This window comes from Pseudomonas sp. RIT357 (assembly GCF_000632245.1).
In the GTDB taxonomy this organism is placed as follows: Bacteria; Pseudomonadota; Gammaproteobacteria; order Pseudomonadales; family Pseudomonadaceae; genus Aquipseudomonas; species Aquipseudomonas sivasensis.
The window spans coordinates 341727-357470 of record NZ_JFYX01000001.1; the positions used below are offsets into that span (position 1 = coordinate 341727).

Annotated in this window: 16 protein-coding genes; 3 read left to right on the forward strand and 13 right to left on the reverse strand. The window is 58.2% G+C overall.

Translation table 11 applies throughout. From position 1 onward, the window contains the following. Window positions 1-22: 22 nt before the first annotated feature. The 5 genes from BW43_RS25590 to BW43_RS25570 form a co-directional block, all read right to left on the reverse strand. Window positions 23-1117, reverse strand: coding sequence for a polyamine ABC transporter substrate-binding protein (locus BW43_RS25590; RefSeq protein ID WP_032884236.1), 1095 nt, complete (start codon window positions 1115-1117; stop codon window positions 23-25). A 208-nt stretch (window positions 1118-1325) separates the two neighbouring features. After that, window positions 1326-2420 carry a polyamine ABC transporter substrate-binding protein gene (locus BW43_RS25585; RefSeq protein WP_032884518.1) on the reverse strand — a complete coding sequence of 365 codons (1095 nt, stop codon included), beginning with the start codon at window positions 2418-2420 and terminating at the stop codon, window positions 1326-1328. 181 nt (window positions 2421-2601) lie between these two features. Beyond that, complete coding sequence (locus BW43_RS25580) at window positions 2602-3966, reverse strand: aspartate aminotransferase family protein (RefSeq protein WP_032884238.1); 1365 nt, start codon at window positions 3964-3966, stop codon at window positions 2602-2604. 58 nt (window positions 3967-4024) lie between these two features. Beyond that, window positions 4025-5383 (reverse strand): glutamine synthetase family protein, encoded by a 1359-nt coding sequence (locus tag BW43_RS25575; RefSeq protein WP_032884240.1) that lies wholly within the window; start codon window positions 5381-5383, stop codon window positions 4025-4027. A gap of 80 nt (window positions 5384-5463) precedes the next feature. Further along, window positions 5464-5703 carry a hypothetical protein gene (locus BW43_RS25570; protein ID WP_032884242.1) on the reverse strand — a complete coding sequence of 80 codons (240 nt, stop codon included), beginning with the start codon at window positions 5701-5703 and terminating at the stop codon, window positions 5464-5466. 278 nt (window positions 5704-5981) lie between these two features. Here BW43_RS25570 and BW43_RS25565 point away from each other — a divergent pair, with 278 nt between their 5' ends. Together BW43_RS25565 and BW43_RS25560 are read left to right on the forward strand one after the other, a co-directional pair. Next, a complete protein-coding gene (locus BW43_RS25565; RefSeq protein ID WP_003213894.1) occupies window positions 5982-7358 on the forward strand; it encodes a glutamine synthetase family protein in 1377 nt (458 codons plus the stop codon). A 220-nt stretch (window positions 7359-7578) separates the two neighbouring features. After that, entirely contained in the window at window positions 7579-8208 is a 630-nt protein-coding gene (locus BW43_RS25560) for a TetR/AcrR family transcriptional regulator (RefSeq protein WP_032884245.1), read from the forward strand. Window positions 8209-8335: 127 nt separating this feature from the next. Here the strand turns inward: BW43_RS25560 and BW43_RS25555 are convergent, their stop codons facing one another. The 6 genes from BW43_RS25555 to ssuE all read right to left on the reverse strand — a co-directional run bounded on the left by BW43_RS25555 (window position 8336) and on the right by ssuE (window position 13009). Beyond that, on the reverse strand, window positions 8336-8551 hold the full coding sequence (locus BW43_RS25555; protein WP_003176783.1) for a molybdopterin-binding protein: 216 nt from the start codon (window positions 8549-8551) through the stop codon (window positions 8336-8338). Between the two features lie 28 nt (window positions 8552-8579). Continuing rightward, on the reverse strand, window positions 8580-9386 hold the full coding sequence (gene ssuB / locus BW43_RS25550; protein ID WP_032884247.1) for an aliphatic sulfonates ABC transporter ATP-binding protein: 807 nt from the start codon (window positions 9384-9386) through the stop codon (window positions 8580-8582). Then, window positions 9383-10171: an aliphatic sulfonate ABC transporter permease SsuC gene (gene ssuC / locus BW43_RS25545; protein WP_032884249.1), complete on the reverse strand. Its 789-nt coding sequence runs from the start codon at window positions 10169-10171 to the stop codon at window positions 9383-9385. The genes ssuB and ssuC overlap by 4 nt, the downstream gene beginning before the upstream one ends. Before the next feature lie 9 nt (window positions 10172-10180). Continuing rightward, window positions 10181-11329: an FMNH2-dependent alkanesulfonate monooxygenase gene (gene ssuD, locus BW43_RS25540; protein ID WP_003176786.1), complete on the reverse strand. Its 1149-nt coding sequence runs from the start codon at window positions 11327-11329 to the stop codon at window positions 10181-10183. A 25-nt stretch (window positions 11330-11354) separates the two neighbouring features. Then, window positions 11355-12323, reverse strand: coding sequence for a sulfonate ABC transporter substrate-binding protein (locus BW43_RS25535; RefSeq protein ID WP_032884251.1), 969 nt, complete (start codon window positions 12321-12323; stop codon window positions 11355-11357). Window positions 12324-12415: 92 nt separating this feature from the next. Further along, window positions 12416-13009 (reverse strand): NADPH-dependent FMN reductase, encoded by a 594-nt coding sequence (gene ssuE, locus BW43_RS25530; RefSeq protein WP_032884253.1) that lies wholly within the window; start codon window positions 13007-13009, stop codon window positions 12416-12418. On the opposite strand from ssuE, the gene BW43_RS28710 reads away from it, so the two are divergent. Then, entirely contained in the window at window positions 13008-13205 is a 198-nt protein-coding gene (locus BW43_RS28710; protein WP_143499368.1) for a hypothetical protein, read from the forward strand. The two genes, ssuE and BW43_RS28710, sit on opposite strands and share 2 nt — an antisense overlap. Window positions 13206-13329: 124 nt before the next feature. Here the strand turns inward: BW43_RS28710 and BW43_RS25525 are convergent, their stop codons facing one another. Then, window positions 13330-13968, reverse strand: a complete 639-nt coding sequence (locus BW43_RS25525; RefSeq protein WP_032884255.1) for a peroxiredoxin — start codon at window positions 13966-13968, stop codon at window positions 13330-13332. A 293-nt stretch (window positions 13969-14261) separates the two neighbouring features. Continuing rightward, window positions 14262-15662, reverse strand: coding sequence for an OprD family porin (locus tag BW43_RS25520; protein ID WP_032884257.1), 1401 nt, complete (start codon window positions 15660-15662; stop codon window positions 14262-14264). Window positions 15663-15744: the final 82 nt, after the last annotated feature.

The window sequence follows — 15744 nt, forward strand, 5'->3', positions numbered from 1 at the left end:
CGACCCTTGGATAATTTGAGCCTTACTTGCCCGTCTTGACCTTGGTCCAGCTACGGGTCATTAAACGTTGCACTTTCGGGGGTAGCTCGAAGTTGACGAATGTCCGATCGAGAACCGCCTGCGGTGGGTAAACCGCTTCGTCGGTGCGTATCGATTGCTCCATCAGTTTGTCCGCCCCTGGGTTAGGGTTGGCGTAACCGACGTAATCACTGACCTGGGCGATTACCTCAGGTTGCAGCAAATAGTTGATGTAGGCGTGGGCCTGTTTAACGTTGGTGGCGTCCTTGGGGATCGCCAGCACGTCAAACCACAGGTTGCCGCCTTCTTTCGGAATCGCGTAGGCGATGTTCACGCCCTTGCCTGCCTCAGCCGCACGGGCTTTGGCCTGGAACACATCGCCAGAGAAACCGGCCGCCACACAGATGTTGCCGTTGGCCAGGTCCGAGATGTATTTGGACGAATGGAAGTAGGTCACGTAGGGCCGTACTTTAAGCAGCTTTTCTTCGGCCTTTTTGTAGTCTTCAGGGTTGGTGCTGTTAGGGTCCAGGCCCATGTAGTTGAGCACCGCCGGCAGCATTTCATCTGCCGAGTCCATGAACGACACACCGCAGGTGGCCAGCTTCTTCATGTTTTCCGGCTCGAACAGCACAGCCCAGGAGTCGATCTTGTCGACGCCCAACACTTCCTTCACTTTGTCGACGTTGTAACCGATGCCGTTGGTACCCCAGAGGTACGGCACGGCGTACTGGTTGCCTGGGTCGTTCTTTTCCAGGCGTTTGAGCAAGGCCGGGTCAAGATTTGCGTAATTCGTCAGCAGCGATTTGTCGAGTTTCTGAAACGCCCCGGCCTTGATCTGCTTGCCGAGGAAGTGGTTGGACGGCACGACTACGTCGTAGCCGGTACGTCCGGCCAGCAACTTGCCTTCCAGGGTTTCGTTGGAATCAAACACGTCATACACGGGCTTGATGCCGGTGGCCTTTTCAAAGTTGGCCAGGGTGTCGGTACCGATATAGTCCGACCAGTTATAAATATGCACCGTCGATGCGGCCTGCACGCTGACAGCCAGCGTGACACCTGCGCCCACCAGCATGGCTTTGCGAAATAAAGAAATTGGCAAGTGGAGGTCCTCTTAAATAGTTGGGCCTGAAGTTGTTGCCCGGCAACAAAACCGGCGCGCAACTTACCCTCGATAAACCGATCCGGCAAAACTTTCTGTCATTTAATGTGCGGGAGGTGGTTTACCCCCGATGGCGGTGTGTCAGCTTGCGCATGTGTTTCTGATACAACGCCATCGGGGGCAAGCCCCCTTCCACAGGTTTTAAGGCTTACTTGCCCGATTTGATCTTGGTCCAGCTGCGCGTCATTTCGCGCTGAGTTGCGGCTGGCAAGTCAGCAATGGCGTAGAGCTTGGCTTGCACATCGGCTGGCGGGTAGATGCCCGGATCGCTGGTGATGTCTTTGTCGACCAGTGCGGTGGCCTTCTCGTTACCGTTCGGGAAACGCACGCTGTTGGTGATCGACGCCATGACTTCCGGCTTGAGCAGGTAGTTCATGAACTTGTAAGCGGCGTCGACGTTTTCGGCATCTTTAGGGATGGCGACCATGTCGAAGAAGCTACCAGCGCCTTCTTTCGGAATGTCGTAGGCAACTTTCACTTTGCCACCGGCCTCAGCCGCGCGGGATTTAGCCTGCTGGATATCACCCGAGTAACCCACGGCCACGCAGATGTTGCCGTTGGCCAGGTCCGAGATGTACTTGGAGGAGTGGAAGTAGCCGATCGAAGGACGGATCTTCAGGAAGAGCGCTTCGGCTTGCTTGAGGTCCTCTTTCTTCTGGCTGTCGGTCGGCAGGCCCAGGTAATGCAGCGCGATTGGCAGCATTTCGGTCGGCGAATCGAGGAAGCTCACGCCGCAGCTTTTGAGCTTGGCGATGTTCTCAGGCTTGAGCAGGATGTCCCACGAGTCGATCTTGTCCACGCCCAGCGCAGCCTTGACCTTCTCCGGGTTGTAGCCGATGCCGATCGAACCCCACATGTACGGGAAGGCGTGCTTGTTGTCCGGGTCGCTGACCGACACGGCTTTAAGCAGGGACTTGTTCAGGTTGCTGTAGTTGGACAGCTTGGACGTGTCCAGCTCCTGGTAGACACCGGCCTTGATCTGCTTGGCGAGGAAGTTGTTCGACGGCACGACGATGTCGTAACCGGACTTGCCTGCCAGCAACTTGGCTTCCAGGGTTTCGTTGCTGTCAAAAACGTCGTACACCACTTTAATGCCCGACTCTTTTTCAAAGTTGGCGATGGTGTCCGGTGCAATGTAGTCGGACCAGTTGTAGACGTGCAGCACCTTATCGTCTGCCTGGGCCGCGCCCGCCATTGCGCCCATCAGGGACAAGGCGAGCAGGGTCTTGCCAGCGTTCTTCAAACCTAATGCCTTCATTTGGTGATGCTCCAATTTTTCTTTTTTGGGCCACGTTTTTTCATGTTCTGCGGCCCTTCCAGAGGGCAACAAAACAGGGCGACAGTCTGGCAAGTTCAGGGGCCGGCTTTCAACCAAAGCCCCTACATTTATAACTGCCCAGTGCTCTGCGCACTGAGCCTAGCACTTAGCCCTGCAATGCCGCCAAAGTCAGATCCAGGCACTTGCGCGCCTTGGTCACCAACTCGTCGATCTCAGCCTTGCTGATCACCAGTGGCGGGGAAATGATCATGGTGTCGCCCACGGCGCGCATGATCAGGCCATTGTTGAAGCAGAAGTTGCGGCAAATCATGCCCACGCCTTTGCCTTCATAACGCTTGCGCGTGGCCTTGTCCTGCACCAGCTCAATGGCGCCCAACAGACCCACTCCGCGAACTTCGCCCACCAACGGGTGATCATTGAGCTCGCGCAGACGACGCTGCAAATAGGGTGCCGTTTCGCTGTTGACCTGCTCGATGATTTTTTCATCACGCATGATGCGGATGTTTTCCAGGGCCACCGCTGCGGCCACCGGGTGACCGGAGTAGGTAAACCCGTGGTTGAAATCGCCGCCTTCGTTCAGCACCTCGACCACTTCGTCGCGCACGATCAGGCCGCCCATAGGGATGTAACCCGAGGTCAGTCCCTTGGCGATGGTCATCATGTCTGGCTTGAGGTCGTAGAAATCGCTACCGAACCACTCACCGGTACGGCCAAACCCGCAGATCACTTCGTCGGCCACAAACAAGATGTCGTATTTAGCGAGGATTTCCTTGATGCGCGGCCAGTAAGTGGCGGGCGGGACGATCACGCCACCGGCACCCTGGATCGGCTCGGCAATAAAGGCACCGACGGTGTCCACGCCCAATTCGAGGATCTTCTCTTCCAACTGGTTGGCGGCCCAGATCCCGAACTCTTCGGGGCTCATGTCGCCACCTTCACCGAACCAGTACGGCTGGGCGATGTGGGTGATGCCCGGGATCGGCAAGTCGCCCTGTTCGTGCATATAAGTCATGCCACCCAGGCTCGCGCCGGCCACGGTGGAGCCGTGGTAGCCGTTCTTGCGGCTGATGATGGTTTTCTTGTTCGGCTGGCCTTTGATCGCCCAGTAGTGGCGGACCATGCGCAACATGGTGTCGTTGCCTTCGGAGCCGGAACCGGTGAAGAACACGTGGTTCATGCCGGCGGGTGCGATGTCGGAAATGGCTTTGGCCAGCTCCAGCACCGGCGGGTGAGCGGTCTGGAAGAACAGGTTGTAGTACGGCAGTTCTTTCATTTGCTTGGCGGCGGCGTCAGCCAGTTCATCGCGACCATAACCGATCGCCACGCACCACAGGCCGGCCATGCCGTCGAGGATCTTGTTGCCTTCGCTGTCCCACAGGTAAACGCCGTGGGCTTTGGTGATAATCCGTGGGCCTTTCTCTTTCAATTGCTTGAAGTCGCTGAACGGCGCCAGGTGGTGATCGTTGCTCAAGGCTTGCCATTCACGGGTTTGCGGGTTGTTGCTGGACATACCAATCTCCTAGACTTTTCAGTTAAGGGCGCGCGGGTTACCCCGTGCGCCCGGCGCATCAGACGGCGAAGAGCAGGAATTCCCGCTCCCACGAACTGATCACGCGCTTGAAGTTTTCATGCTCGGCCCGCTTGACCGCGACGTAGCCTGTGATGAATTTCTGACCCAGGTATTTCTCGATGGTCTTGCTGTTTTCCATGCGTTCCAGGGCGTCTTCGATGGTCAACGGCAGACGCAGGTTGCGTCGTTCGTAACCACGACCTACCACCGGTGCGCTCGGGTTATGGCCTTCGACCATACCGATGTAGCCGCACAGCAAACTGGCGGCAATCGCCAGGTAAGGGTTGGCGTCGGCCCCCGGCAGGCGGTTTTCTACGCGGCGGTTCTGCGGGCCGGCATCCGGTACGCGCAGGCCGACGGTGCGGTTTTCTTCGCCCCATTCCACGTTGACCGGCGCCGAGGTGTCGGGGAGGAAACGACGGAACGAGTTCACGTTGGGAGCAAACAGCGGCAGCAATTCAGGGATGAATTTCTGCAGGCCACCAATATGGTTGAGGAACAGCTGGCTCATGCTCCCGTCTTCATTGGAGAAGACGTTCTTGCCAGTCGCGATGTCGATGATGCTCTGGTGCAGGTGCATCGCGCTGCCGGGCTCGCCGGTCATCGGCTTGGCCATAAAGGTTGCCGCTACGTTGTGCTTGAGCGCTGCTTCACGCATCGTGCGTTTGAACACCAGGATCTGGTCAGCCAGGGACAGCGCATCGCCGTGACGGAAGTTGATTTCCATCTGCGCGGTGCCGTCTTCGTGGATCAGCGTGTCGAGGTCCAGCTCCTGCAGTTCGCACCAGTCGTAGACGTCTTCGAACAGCGGGTCGAATTCGTTGGCGGCTTCTATAGAGAAGGACTGACGACCGGTCTCCGGGCGCCCGGAACGGCCAATCGGCGGTTGCAGCGGGAAGTCAGGGTCTTCGCAGCGTTTGGTCAGGTAGAACTCCATCTCCGGCGCCACGATGGGCTGCCAGCCTTTGTCGGCGTAGAGTTTGAGGACTTTCTTGAGCACGTTGCGCGGCGACAGCTCGATCGGGTTGCCTTGCTTGTCGTAGGTATCGTGGATCACCTGGGCGGTGGGCTCGATGGCCCAAGGCACCAGGAATACCGCGTTCTGGTCGGGGCGGCAGATCATGTCGATATCGGCCGGGTCGAGCAATTCGTAATAGATGTCGTCTTCGACATAGTCGCCGGTCACGGTCTGGAGCAGAACGCTCTCGGGCAGGCGCATGCCTTTTTCGGCGATGAACTTGTTGGTCGGCGAGATCTTGCCCCGGGTGATGCCGGTGAGGTCGCCAATCATGCATTCGACTTCTGTGATCTTGTGGTCTTTCAACCAATCGGTGAGCTGGTCGAGGTTGTTACTCATAAATGCCTCTGGGCTGGGTTTCCTGGCATCCATTAAAGGCCAGGCGTTGGTTGACGCAGCATCCGCGTCGTTTTGTTCATTCAGGGTAGGAGCTTACCTGCCATTTGCTGCAGCGTTGCATTCCTCACGCCAAAGTCGTGCAGAATCATGATCGGTTCCGTGGACGGGAGCCGGTCAGAGGCAGTTGAGGTGGCAAAGAAGAGGTCGGACTGGCCGTCAAGAATATTGGCCGGTGCAGGGACATTCACGCGGGGCGAACGAACTGCGGACAACGCCTGGCTGGAGCAGGCAGAGACGCCGAGCGGCGGCAGGTGAAACATGAAGCACCCCGGTATTATTGCTGTTATGGGTTTGAATCGAGCTTAGCCTTGTTCATTTTTTTACACAACACCCCCGTAAAAAATACAACACGGCCCGCTCAAGCCTGCGAGTCCCAAGCGAATCAAATGCAAAAAACCGCCCCAAAAAGCCCCAAAAATGCCTTCACGGCGCTTTTTTAGGGCAAAAAAGGCCTCGCTTGACTTCGGCATGCCGTTCGGGTTGACTGAAACCAGAAAAGATCAATGATTGATATTTTTAACAACAAAGGTGTTGCATCATGTCGGTACCCCCGCGTGCCGTTCAGCTTAACGAAGCGAACGCGTTCCTTAAGGATCATCCTGAGGTTCTGTACGTAGACCTTCTAATTGCGGATATGAATGGTGTGGTGCGCGGTAAGCGCATCGAACGCACCAGCCTCCACAAGGTTTACGAGAAGGGCATTAACCTGCCTGCCTCTTTATTTGCCCTGGATATCAACGGCTCGACGGTGGAAAGCACCGGCCTGGGTCTGGACATCGGTGATGCTGACCGAATCTGTTATCCAATCCCCGACACCCTGTGCAATGAACCTTGGCAAAAGCGCCCTACCGCGCAATTGCTGATGACCATGCACGAACTTGAAGGTGAACCTTTCTTCGCCGATCCACGCGAAGTGCTCCGCCAAGTTGTAAGCAAATTTGACGACCTCGGTCTGACCATCTGCGCTGCCTTCGAGCTTGAGTTCTACCTGATCGACCAGGAGAACGTGAACGGCCGCCCGCAACCGCCCCGCTCGCCGATCTCCGGCAAACGCCCGCACTCGACACAGGTCTACCTAATCGACGACCTCGACGAATACGTCGACTGCCTCCAGGACATCCTGGAAGGTGCCAAAGAGCAAGGTATCCCGGCTGACGCCATCGTCAAGGAAAGTGCCCCGGCGCAGTTCGAAGTGAACCTGCACCACGTCGCCGACCCGATCAAAGCGTGCGATTACGCTGTACTGCTCAAGCGTTTGATCAAGAACATCGCCTACGACCATGAGATGGACACCACCTTCATGGCCAAGCCTTACCCAGGCCAGGCAGGCAACGGGCTGCACGTACACATTTCGATTCTGGACAAAGACGGCAAGAACATCTTTGCCAGCGAGGATCCCGAGCAGAACGCCGCATTGCGTCACGCGATCGGCGGTGTGCTGGAGACCCTACCCGCCCAAATGGCGTTCCTGTGCCCTAACGTTAACTCCTACCGTCGTTTCGGCGCACAGTTCTACGTGCCGAACTCGCCGTGCTGGGGACTGGATAACCGCACCGTGGCGATTCGCGTACCGACCGGCTCGTCCGACGCCGTACGTATCGAACACCGTGTAGCCGGCGCCGACGCCAACCCTTACCTGTTGATGGCTTCGGTCCTGGCAGGCGTGCACCACGGTCTGACCAACAAGATCGAACCGGGCGCACCCGTGGAAGGCAACAGCTACGAGCAGAACGAGCAGAGCCTGCCGAACAACCTGCGCGATGCCCTGCGCGAGTTGGACGACAGCGAGGTGATGGCCAAGTACATCGATCCTAAATACATCGATATCTTCGTCGCCTGTAAGGAAAGTGAGCTGGAAGAGTTCGAACACTCCATCTCCGACCTTGAGTACAACTGGTACCTGCATACCGTCTAAACGACGGCTGCAGAAAAAAGAGCGCCGCAGACCTTATGGTCTGCGGCGTTTTTTTTGGGTTTCTTCCAGAAGACCGAGCCAGCCTCATCGGGGGCAAGCCCCCTCCCACATTTGAATGTTCACAGATCAAAGTGTGGGAGGCGGCTTGCTCCCGATGGCGGCCTGGAAGACAACACAGACTCCTACTCATACAATGCCCGCTGCCTTGTAGGAGACTTCCATGACCACCCGCCCCGCCGCCCCTCGCAAACCCCGCGCACGCAGCCAGGCGCGGATCGACGCGATTCTCGACGCCGCCCGCACCTTGCTGGCCGCCGAAGGCGTGGCCGGCCTGTCGATCTACAGCGTGGCCGAGCGCGCGCAGATTCCGCCGTCGTCGGTGTATCACTTTTTCGCCAGTGTGCCCGCGTTGCTGGAAGCATTAACCGCTGACGTCCACGCAGCCTTCCGCGCGGCCATCCAGGCCCCCATCGACCATGACTCACTCAAGCACTGGCGGGACCTGTCCTACGTGGTCGAGCAGCGCATGCTCACCATCTACAGCAACGACGCCGCCGCGCGCCAATTGATCCTGGCCCAGCACGGGCTGACCGAAGTAACCCAGGCGGATCGTCAGCATGATCTGGAATTAGGGGATTTGATGCTGGCGGTGTTCAGCCGTCACTTCGAAGTGCCGACCTTGCCGACTGATGTGGATGTATTTGCGCTGGCGTTGGAACTGAGTGATCGCGTCTACGCGCGCTCGGTGCATCAGCATGGGCTGATTACGCCGCGGATGGCCGAGGAAGGGATGCGGGTGTTTGATGCGTATGTGGGGCTGTATTTACCGGCGTATCTGCCTAAGCGCTGAACCCTGGGTTGGCTGGGCGGGCCTCATCGGGGGCAAGTCGAATCGTCGCACCGCCCCTCCCACATATTGATCTGTGAACACATTCAAAATGTGGGAGGGGGCTTGCTCCCGATAGCGGTCCAAGTGATCACAACTTGGCGATCGACACCTCAGTCGACTTCACGAAGGCAATCACTTCGCTGCCGATCACCAGCTCCAGCTCTTTGACCGAGCGAGTAGTGATCACGGAAGTGACGATACCGGACGCGGTCTGCACGTCGATTTCCGACAGCACGTCGCCGACTACGATTTCCTTGATGGTGCCTTTGAACTGGTTACGCACGTTGATAGCTTTAATAGTCATGGTGTTCTTCCTTCGCGGGACAAGTGAGTTATTGAGCCCAACGCAATTGCGTAGGCAGCGGTGAAACAGGTTCGGGTTCCGGCGGTGTACCGGGCAACGACAGCACACGGTTGAGCACTTCAGCTTCCAGTGCGGCCAGGCGGTGTGAGCCACGGGCACGCGGACGTGGAAGATCAACGATCAGATCGAGGCCGATCTCGCCGTCTTCGATCAGGATCACCCGGTCGGCAATCGCCACCGCTTCGCTGACGTCATGGGTCACCAGCAACACAGTGAAGCCGTGCTTCTGCCAAAGGTTTTCGATCAGTTGCTGCATCTCGATGCGAGTCAGGGCATCCAGAGCCCCCAACGGTTCATCAAGCAGCAGCAGGCGCGGTTGGTGGATCAGCGCACGCGCCAGGGCGACACGTTGCTTCTGGCCACCCGACAGAGCCGCCGGCCATTCATTGGCACGCTCGGCCAGGCCGACCGCTTCCAACGCCTCCAGCGCTTTAGGGCGCCAGTTGCCGGTGAGCCCCAGACCCACGTTGTCGATGATCTTTTTCCACGGCAGCAAACGTGCTTCCTGGAACATCAACCGCGTGTCTTCAATCGCTTCGCTCAGCGGCGCAGAACCGGCCAGCAACTCGCCGCCGCTGGCTTTGTCCAGACCCGCCAGCAGGCGCAGCAAGGTACTTTTGCCGCAACCGCTGCGGCCGACCACGGCCACAAACTGGCCAGCCGGAATGTGCAGATCAATCTCTTTGAGCACTTCACGTGCGCCGAAAGATTTGCGCAATTTGCGCACCGCCAGAGGAATTCCCTTCAGCAGGCGCGGAGGTTGTTGAGCTGTCATGCCGCACCGCCTTTATTCACTTGATACGCCGGATGCCAGCGCAACCAAACCCGCTCCAGACCGCGCGCGGCCAGATCGGCGAGTTTGCCGAGGATCGCGTACATCACGATGGCCAGTACCACCACGTCGGTTTGCAGGAATTCACGGGCGTTCATTGCCAGATAGCCGATGCCCGAGCTGGCGGAGATGGTTTCCGCAACGATCAGCGTCAACCACATAAAGCCCAGAGCAAAGCGCACGCCCACCAAAATCGAGGGCAGCGCACCCGGCAGGATCACTTGCCAGAACAGGCTGAAACCGGACAAACCGTAGCTGCGCGACATTTCCACCAGCGCCGGGTCGACGTTGCGGATGCCGTGATAGGTGTTCAGGTAGATCGGGAACAACGTGCCGAGGGCGACCAGGAAAATCTTCGCGGTCTCGTCAATCCCGAACCACAGAATCACCAGCGGAATCAGCGCCAGGTGCGGCACGTTGCGGATCATCTGCACCGAGCTGTCCAGCAGGCGCTCGCCCCATTTCGACAAACCGGTGATAAAGCCCAGCGCCAGGCCGATGCTGCCACCGATCACAAAGCCCAGGCCGGCGCGCCAGCCACTGATGGCCAAGTGCGTCCAGATTTCGCCGCTGGCCACCAAGTGAACCCCGGCTTCAATCACCGCACTGGGCGCCGGCAGAATGCGCGTCGACAACCAGCCCGCCGACACCGACAACTGCCACACCGCCAGTAATAGAATCGGCAGCACCCAAGGCGCTACGCGATGGCTCAATTTTTCAAAGTTCATAACGCCGCCTCAGCTCTGTGACGCAGCTTTGGGAAGGATGTCGTTGGCGACCATTTCACCGAACGGGCTGACGTAACCGGCGCTTTTCGGCAGTTCGGGACGTTCGATGTCCAAGTGCGGAAACAGCAGTTCAGCCACCCGATACGACTCTTCCAGGTGCGGATAACCGGAGAAGATAAAGGTGTCGATGCCAAGCGCAGCGTACTCCTTGACCCGCGCCGCAACGGTTGGGCCATCGCCCACCAGCGCGGTGCCCGCACCGCCACGCACCAGGCCGACACCGGCCCACAGGTTGGGGCTGACTTCGAGGTTGTCGCGGTTGCCGCCATGCAAGGCAGCCATGCGCTGCTGGCCGACGGAATCGAAGCGCGCCAAGGAAGCCTGGGCACGGGCGATGGTGTCGTCGTCCAAGTGGGAGATCAGTTTGTCGGCGGCTTTCCAGGCCTCATCGTTGGTTTCGCGCACGATCACATGCAGGCGAATGCCGAAGCGCACGGTGCGCCCGAGTTTCGCGGCCTTGGCCCGTACCTGTTCGATTTTCTCGGCGACTGCGGCCGGTGGCTCGCCCCAGGTCAGCACCATCTCCACCTGTTCGGCTGCCAGGTCCTGGGCCGCTTCGGAGGAACCGCCAAAGTACAGCGGCGGACGCGGTTGCTGGATCGGCGGGTAGAGCAACTTGGCGCCTTTGACGCTGATGTGCTCGCCGTCGTAATCCACGGTTTCGCCTTCCAGCACGCGGCGCCAGATGCGGGTGAATTCCACCGAAGCCTGATAGCGCTCTTCGTGACTGAGGAACAAGCCATCACCGGCCAGCTCTTCCGGGTCACCACCGGTCACCAGGTTGAATAACGCACGGCCGCCGGACAGTCGATCCAAGGTCGCGGCCTGACGCGCCGCCACCGTCGGGGAAATGATCCCGGGGCGCAACGCGACAAGGAATTTCAAACGCTGGGTCACCGGGATCAGCGAGGCGGCCACCAGCCACGAGTCTTCGCAGGAGCGACCAGTGGGGATCAGCACCCCGCCGAATCCCAAGCGGTCAGCGGCCTGGGCCACTTGCTGCAGGTAACCGTGATCAACGGCGCGAGCGCCTTCGGCGGTGCCAAGGTAATGGCCGTCGCCGTGGGTAGGCAGGAACCAGAAAATATTGAGGCTCATGGAGTTGTCTCCTGAAGAAGTCGAATTACGGCGCTTTGGCCACAGCGGCGGGTGGCGTCCAGATCACGTCCTTGATGCTCAAGGGTTTGGGGATCAATTTGAGTTGGTAGAAGCTGTCGGCGATCTTTTGCTGGGCGGCGACCACTTCCGGGGTCAGGAACAGCGCGCCGTAGCCTTGGCGTTTCACCGAGGTCAGGGTGATATCCGCCGGCAGGCCGAGCAGTGGGGCGACTTGTTCAGTCACTTCCTGGGGGTTGGCCTTGGACCACTCGCCCACGGCGCGCACTTCTTCAATCAGTGCCTTGACCACTTCAGGGTGCTGCTCGGCGTAGGGCTTGGTCGCCAGGTAGAACTGATGGTTGTCGGCGATGCCGGTGCCGTCACGCAGGGTGCGGGCTTGCAATTGTTTCTCGGCGGCAGCTTGGTACGGGTCCCAGATCACCCAGGCGTCTACGCTGCCACGCTCGAACGCGGCGCGGGCATCGGCGGGCGGCAGGAACACGGTTTGTACATCGGTGTATTTGAGGCCGGCGTCTTCCAGGGCACGTACCAGCAGGTAGTGCACGTTGGAGCCTTTGTTGAGCACGATTTTTTTGCCCTTGAGCTCGGCCACCGATTTGATCGTCGAGTCTTTCGGTACCAGGATCGCTTCACTGGTCGGCGCTGGCGGCTCGTAGGCCACGTAGAGAAGATCGGCACCGGCGGCCTGGGCGAACACCGGCGGGGTTTCGCCGGTCACGCCGAAGTCGATGGAGCCCACGTTCAGGCCTTCAAGCAGTTGCGGACCACCGGGAAACTCGGTCCATTGCACCTGCACGCCCTGGGCGGCCAGGCGCTTTTCCAGGGTGCCTTTGGCTTTGAGCAGCACCAGCGTGCCGTATTTCTGATAGCCGATCCGCAGTGTCTCGGCGGCTTGAGCTTGAACGATGGCGCCGAAGGACACAGCCGCAGCAAACAGTGCGACCAGACCACGACGCAAGATGACAGTGCGCATGGCGCTCTCTCCAAATATGCGATTAGGGTTTTGGCTGCACCTGCTTGGCCGTTAGCGGCTGAGTAAGGTGAGTGTTTCTTAAAGGGTGAGGCTCAGATGCTCCAGCGAGCAGTCAACAAACGGTCATTCAACACATGGGGGTCCAGCGGTTTAGGGCGGCGGGCCATGGCGCTGTAGAGCGTTTCCAAAGCCTCATGCAAACGGTGTTCAAGCACCGGCACCAGTTGCGCCTGGGCGCTGCCTTCGGCGTAAGCAATCTGGCTATCTTCGGCAAAAATGCCGTGGAGCAATTCCTGGGCTTTCAACGCCGACAACACTGGCTTGAGCGCGTAGTCCACCGCCAACATATGGGCGATGCTGCCGCCGGTTGCCATCGGCAATACGATCTTGTGGGCTAGGGCGCGTTCGGGCAGCAGGTCGAGCACGGTTTTCAGCGCACCCGAGAACGAAGCCTTGTACACCGGCGTGGCGATTACCAGGCCATCCGCATTAGCCACCTGTTGCAGCAAGTCGATGACCTTTGGGCTATCGAAGCGCGCGTGCAGCAAATCTTCGGCCGGGAAGTCCCGTACCTGATAACTCACCACTTCAACGCCTTTGTCTTGCAACCATTGACGGGTTTTTTCCAGCAAGACCCCGGAGCGGGAACGCTGGCTGGGACTGCCTCCAAGTGTTACGACCAACATGCAGGAATTCCTTGAGCAAGTGCCGGCGGTTCGCTGTGCGGCGATGGCGCCAATATGTGACAGACCTTATCAGCAGATTTATATATCTATAAATCTTATTTTTTCATTTGTTTATTCCTTAAATGCATATGCAGTTCGTAAACCGCCAGGCGAAAAAAAAGGCCGTAAAAACGGCCTGAAAACCCCTGCTATGTGATTCGGTTTGCAACTTGAAATGCAGTCAAAATGTGGTGGCTTGCTCCCGATTACGGTGTGTCAGTGACCAACGAATTGGCTGATCCACCGAAATCGAGGGCAAGCCCCTCCCACACAGTTATGTGCTAACGATTGGGCTGTGGAGTAAGCCGCAGATACGGCTTCACCGCCCGATAACCCTTCGGAAAGCGCTTCTTGATCTCTTCCTCATCCTTGAGCGACGGCACGATCACCACTTCATCACCGTCCTGCCAGTTGGCAGGAGTGGCGACTTTGTAGTTGTCGGTCAGTTGCAGCGAGTCGATTACCCGCAGGATTTCGTGGAAGTTGCGACCCGTACTGGCCGGATAAGTGATGGTCAGGCGTATCTTTTTGTTCGGGTCGATCACGAACAGAGAGCGCACCGTGAGGGTGTCATTGGCGTTTGGATGGATCAGGTCGTAAAGGTCCGAAACCTTGCGGTCGGCGTCGGCGAGGATCGGGAAGTTGACGATAGTGTTCTGGGTTTCGTTGATGTCTTCGATCCACTTGTGGTGCGAATCCACCGGGTCGACCGACAGGGCGATGGCTTTGACGCCGCGCTGGGCGAATTCATCCTTGAGCTTGGCGGTAAAACCAAGCTCGGTGGTGCACACCGGGGTGAAGTCCGCCGGATGGGAAAACAACACACCCCAGCTATCGCCCAACCATTCGTGGAAACGAATCTTGCCGGCGCTGGAATCCTGTTCGAAGTCGGGGGCGATATCGCCCAGTCTTAGGCTCATGGTGTGGCTCCTGGTGAGTGCTTATGGAGCCCACTGTGCATGGATTAGAGATTATTTAAAAAGAATAAATATCGATTTATCTAGACGATAAAGGAATATTAAAAATGTGTTCATTGGACGCCGGAAACGGTGAAGGGCACCATCGCTTCCAAGGTTCGAGAAGGCCTTGAGACGCTGTACAAAGAGGGGTTCAGGAAGGGCTTGCGGGGGTTGAGCCCGACTTGAAAAGCAAGACACCTTGCCCGGCGTTGCGCCGGGCAAGGTTTTTACAGTCTTACAACAGCTTCAAGCTACTAGAACAGTGGCAGCGAGTAGCTGACGATCAGGCGGTTTTCGTCCTGATCGCGCTGGCCGGCAATGTCGTTGCGCCACATGGCGTTTTTCCAGGCTACGCCAACGTTCTTCAGCGGACCTTGTGGCACGACGTAGGCAACAGTGATGTCACGTTCCCACTCGCTCGCGCCGTTGGAGTTTGTCTGGACCTGAGCAACACCCACTCGGCCACGGGTATCGATATTGTCGCCACGCAGGTAAACCACACCAGCGGTCAAGCCAGGTACGCCAATCTTGGCGAAGTCATACGCGTAGCGAGCTTGCCAGGTACGTTCGCCAGCACGGGCAAACTTGGCAATCTGCGAGTCAGTGGTCAGATAAGCAGAAGCACCGTCGCCCTGGTTCAGGAACGGGAAGTCACTGTTGCCGTTGCTGGCCTGGTAACCGCCACCGAAGGTGTGACCTTCAACGGTGTACAGAAACAAGCCGCTGTACAGGTTGTTGTCGACTTTACCTTTGACGATATTAGCGCCGGCGGCGTTAGTACCGTAGTCACCGCTGGTGAAGTAGTTGGCGTCGTTGCTGTTGTTACCGTCAGAGCGGCTATTGAAGTAGCGCAAGTCGGTTTTCAACACGCCAGGACCGATAGCCCAGTTGTGCAGCAGGCCCAGGAAGTGTTGCTTGTAGAACTGGTCCAGATTGCCGTAGTAGTACTGGGCAGTCAGGTCTTTGGTGATCTTGTAGTCGCCACCGGCATAGATGAACTTGTTGCTGTCGCGACCCGCAGCAGTACGACCGTTGGCACCTGCGATGGACAGGTTTTCAACGTTGCTGGAGTTACGACCCTTGGCCTTTTCGATCTGACCCGCTACCAGCGTGAAGTCCTTGATATCGTTGGTAGTAATCTGGCCACCCTGGAAGGTTTGCGGCAGCAGACGACCATCGTTGGTCACCAGAACCGGCAGCTTTGGCTGCAGCGTGCCCAGCTTCAATTCGGTCTGAGAGATCTTGGCTTTGGCAGTCAGGCCCAGGCTGGAGTAGTTATCAACGGCTTCGCCATTGGACTTGCTCGGGAAAACCGTGCCGCCGTAAGAGCCAGCGTTGCCAGTCGACGGAGCAGTGGCGCCGTTGGTGCCGCCGCCCGAATCCAGACGCACGCCCAGCAGGCCGATAGCGTCAAGACCAAAGCCTACGGTGCCTTGGGTGTAACCGGAGATGAAGCGCAGGTCGAAAGCCTGGCCCCACTCTTCCGACTTGTTCTGCGCGCCGGCTGCTTTGGTAGCGTCGTCACGGTTATCAGTGTTGATGTAGAAGTTACGCAGACCCAGTGTGGCCTTGCTGTCTTCGATGAAACCGGCAGCGCCTGCATGCTGGGCGATCGCGCCCAAAGCTACAGCCAAAGCCAAGGTGGACTTCTTCATGTACCGCTCCTCTCATTTCTAATTTTTGTATTTCTTTGGTCTCGGGTCTGACGCCCTCGATCCACAGATGCGCGATTACCAC

Coding starts and splice junctions, on each gene's coding strand:
- BW43_RS25575 (WP_032884240.1), bottom strand. CDS start 5,383: ATGAGTAACAACCTCGACCAGCTCACCGATTGGTTGAAAGACCACAAG.
- BW43_RS25525 (WP_032884255.1), bottom strand. CDS start 13,968: ATGAGCCTAAGACTGGGCGATATCGCCCCCGACTTCGAACAGGATTCC.
- BW43_RS25535 (WP_032884251.1), bottom strand. CDS start 12,323: ATGCGCACTGTCATCTTGCGTCGTGGTCTGGTCGCACTGTTTGCTGCG.
- BW43_RS25580 (WP_032884238.1), bottom strand. CDS start 3,966: ATGTCCAGCAACAACCCGCAAACCCGTGAATGGCAAGCCTTGAGCAAC.
- BW43_RS25570 (WP_032884242.1), bottom strand. CDS start 5,703: ATGTTTCACCTGCCGCCGCTCGGCGTCTCTGCCTGCTCCAGCCAGGCG.
- BW43_RS25565 (WP_003213894.1), top strand. CDS start 5,982: ATGTCGGTACCCCCGCGTGCCGTTCAGCTTAACGAAGCGAACGCGTTC.
- ssuB (WP_032884247.1), bottom strand. CDS start 9,386: ATGACAGCTCAACAACCTCCGCGCCTGCTGAAGGGAATTCCTCTGGCG.
- ssuE (WP_032884253.1), bottom strand. CDS start 13,009: ATGTTGGTCGTAACACTTGGAGGCAGTCCCAGCCAGCGTTCCCGCTCC.
- BW43_RS28710 (WP_143499368.1), top strand. CDS start 13,008: ATGCAGGAATTCCTTGAGCAAGTGCCGGCGGTTCGCTGTGCGGCGATG.
- ssuD (WP_003176786.1), bottom strand. CDS start 11,329: ATGAGCCTCAATATTTTCTGGTTCCTGCCTACCCACGGCGACGGCCAT.
- ssuC (WP_032884249.1), bottom strand. CDS start 10,171: ATGAACTTTGAAAAATTGAGCCATCGCGTAGCGCCTTGGGTGCTGCCG.
- BW43_RS25555 (WP_003176783.1), bottom strand. CDS start 8,551: ATGACTATTAAAGCTATCAACGTGCGTAACCAGTTCAAAGGCACCATC.
- BW43_RS25520 (WP_032884257.1), bottom strand. CDS start 15,662: ATGAAGAAGTCCACCTTGGCTTTGGCTGTAGCTTTGGGCGCGATCGCC.
- BW43_RS25560 (WP_032884245.1), top strand. CDS start 7,579: ATGACCACCCGCCCCGCCGCCCCTCGCAAACCCCGCGCACGCAGCCAG.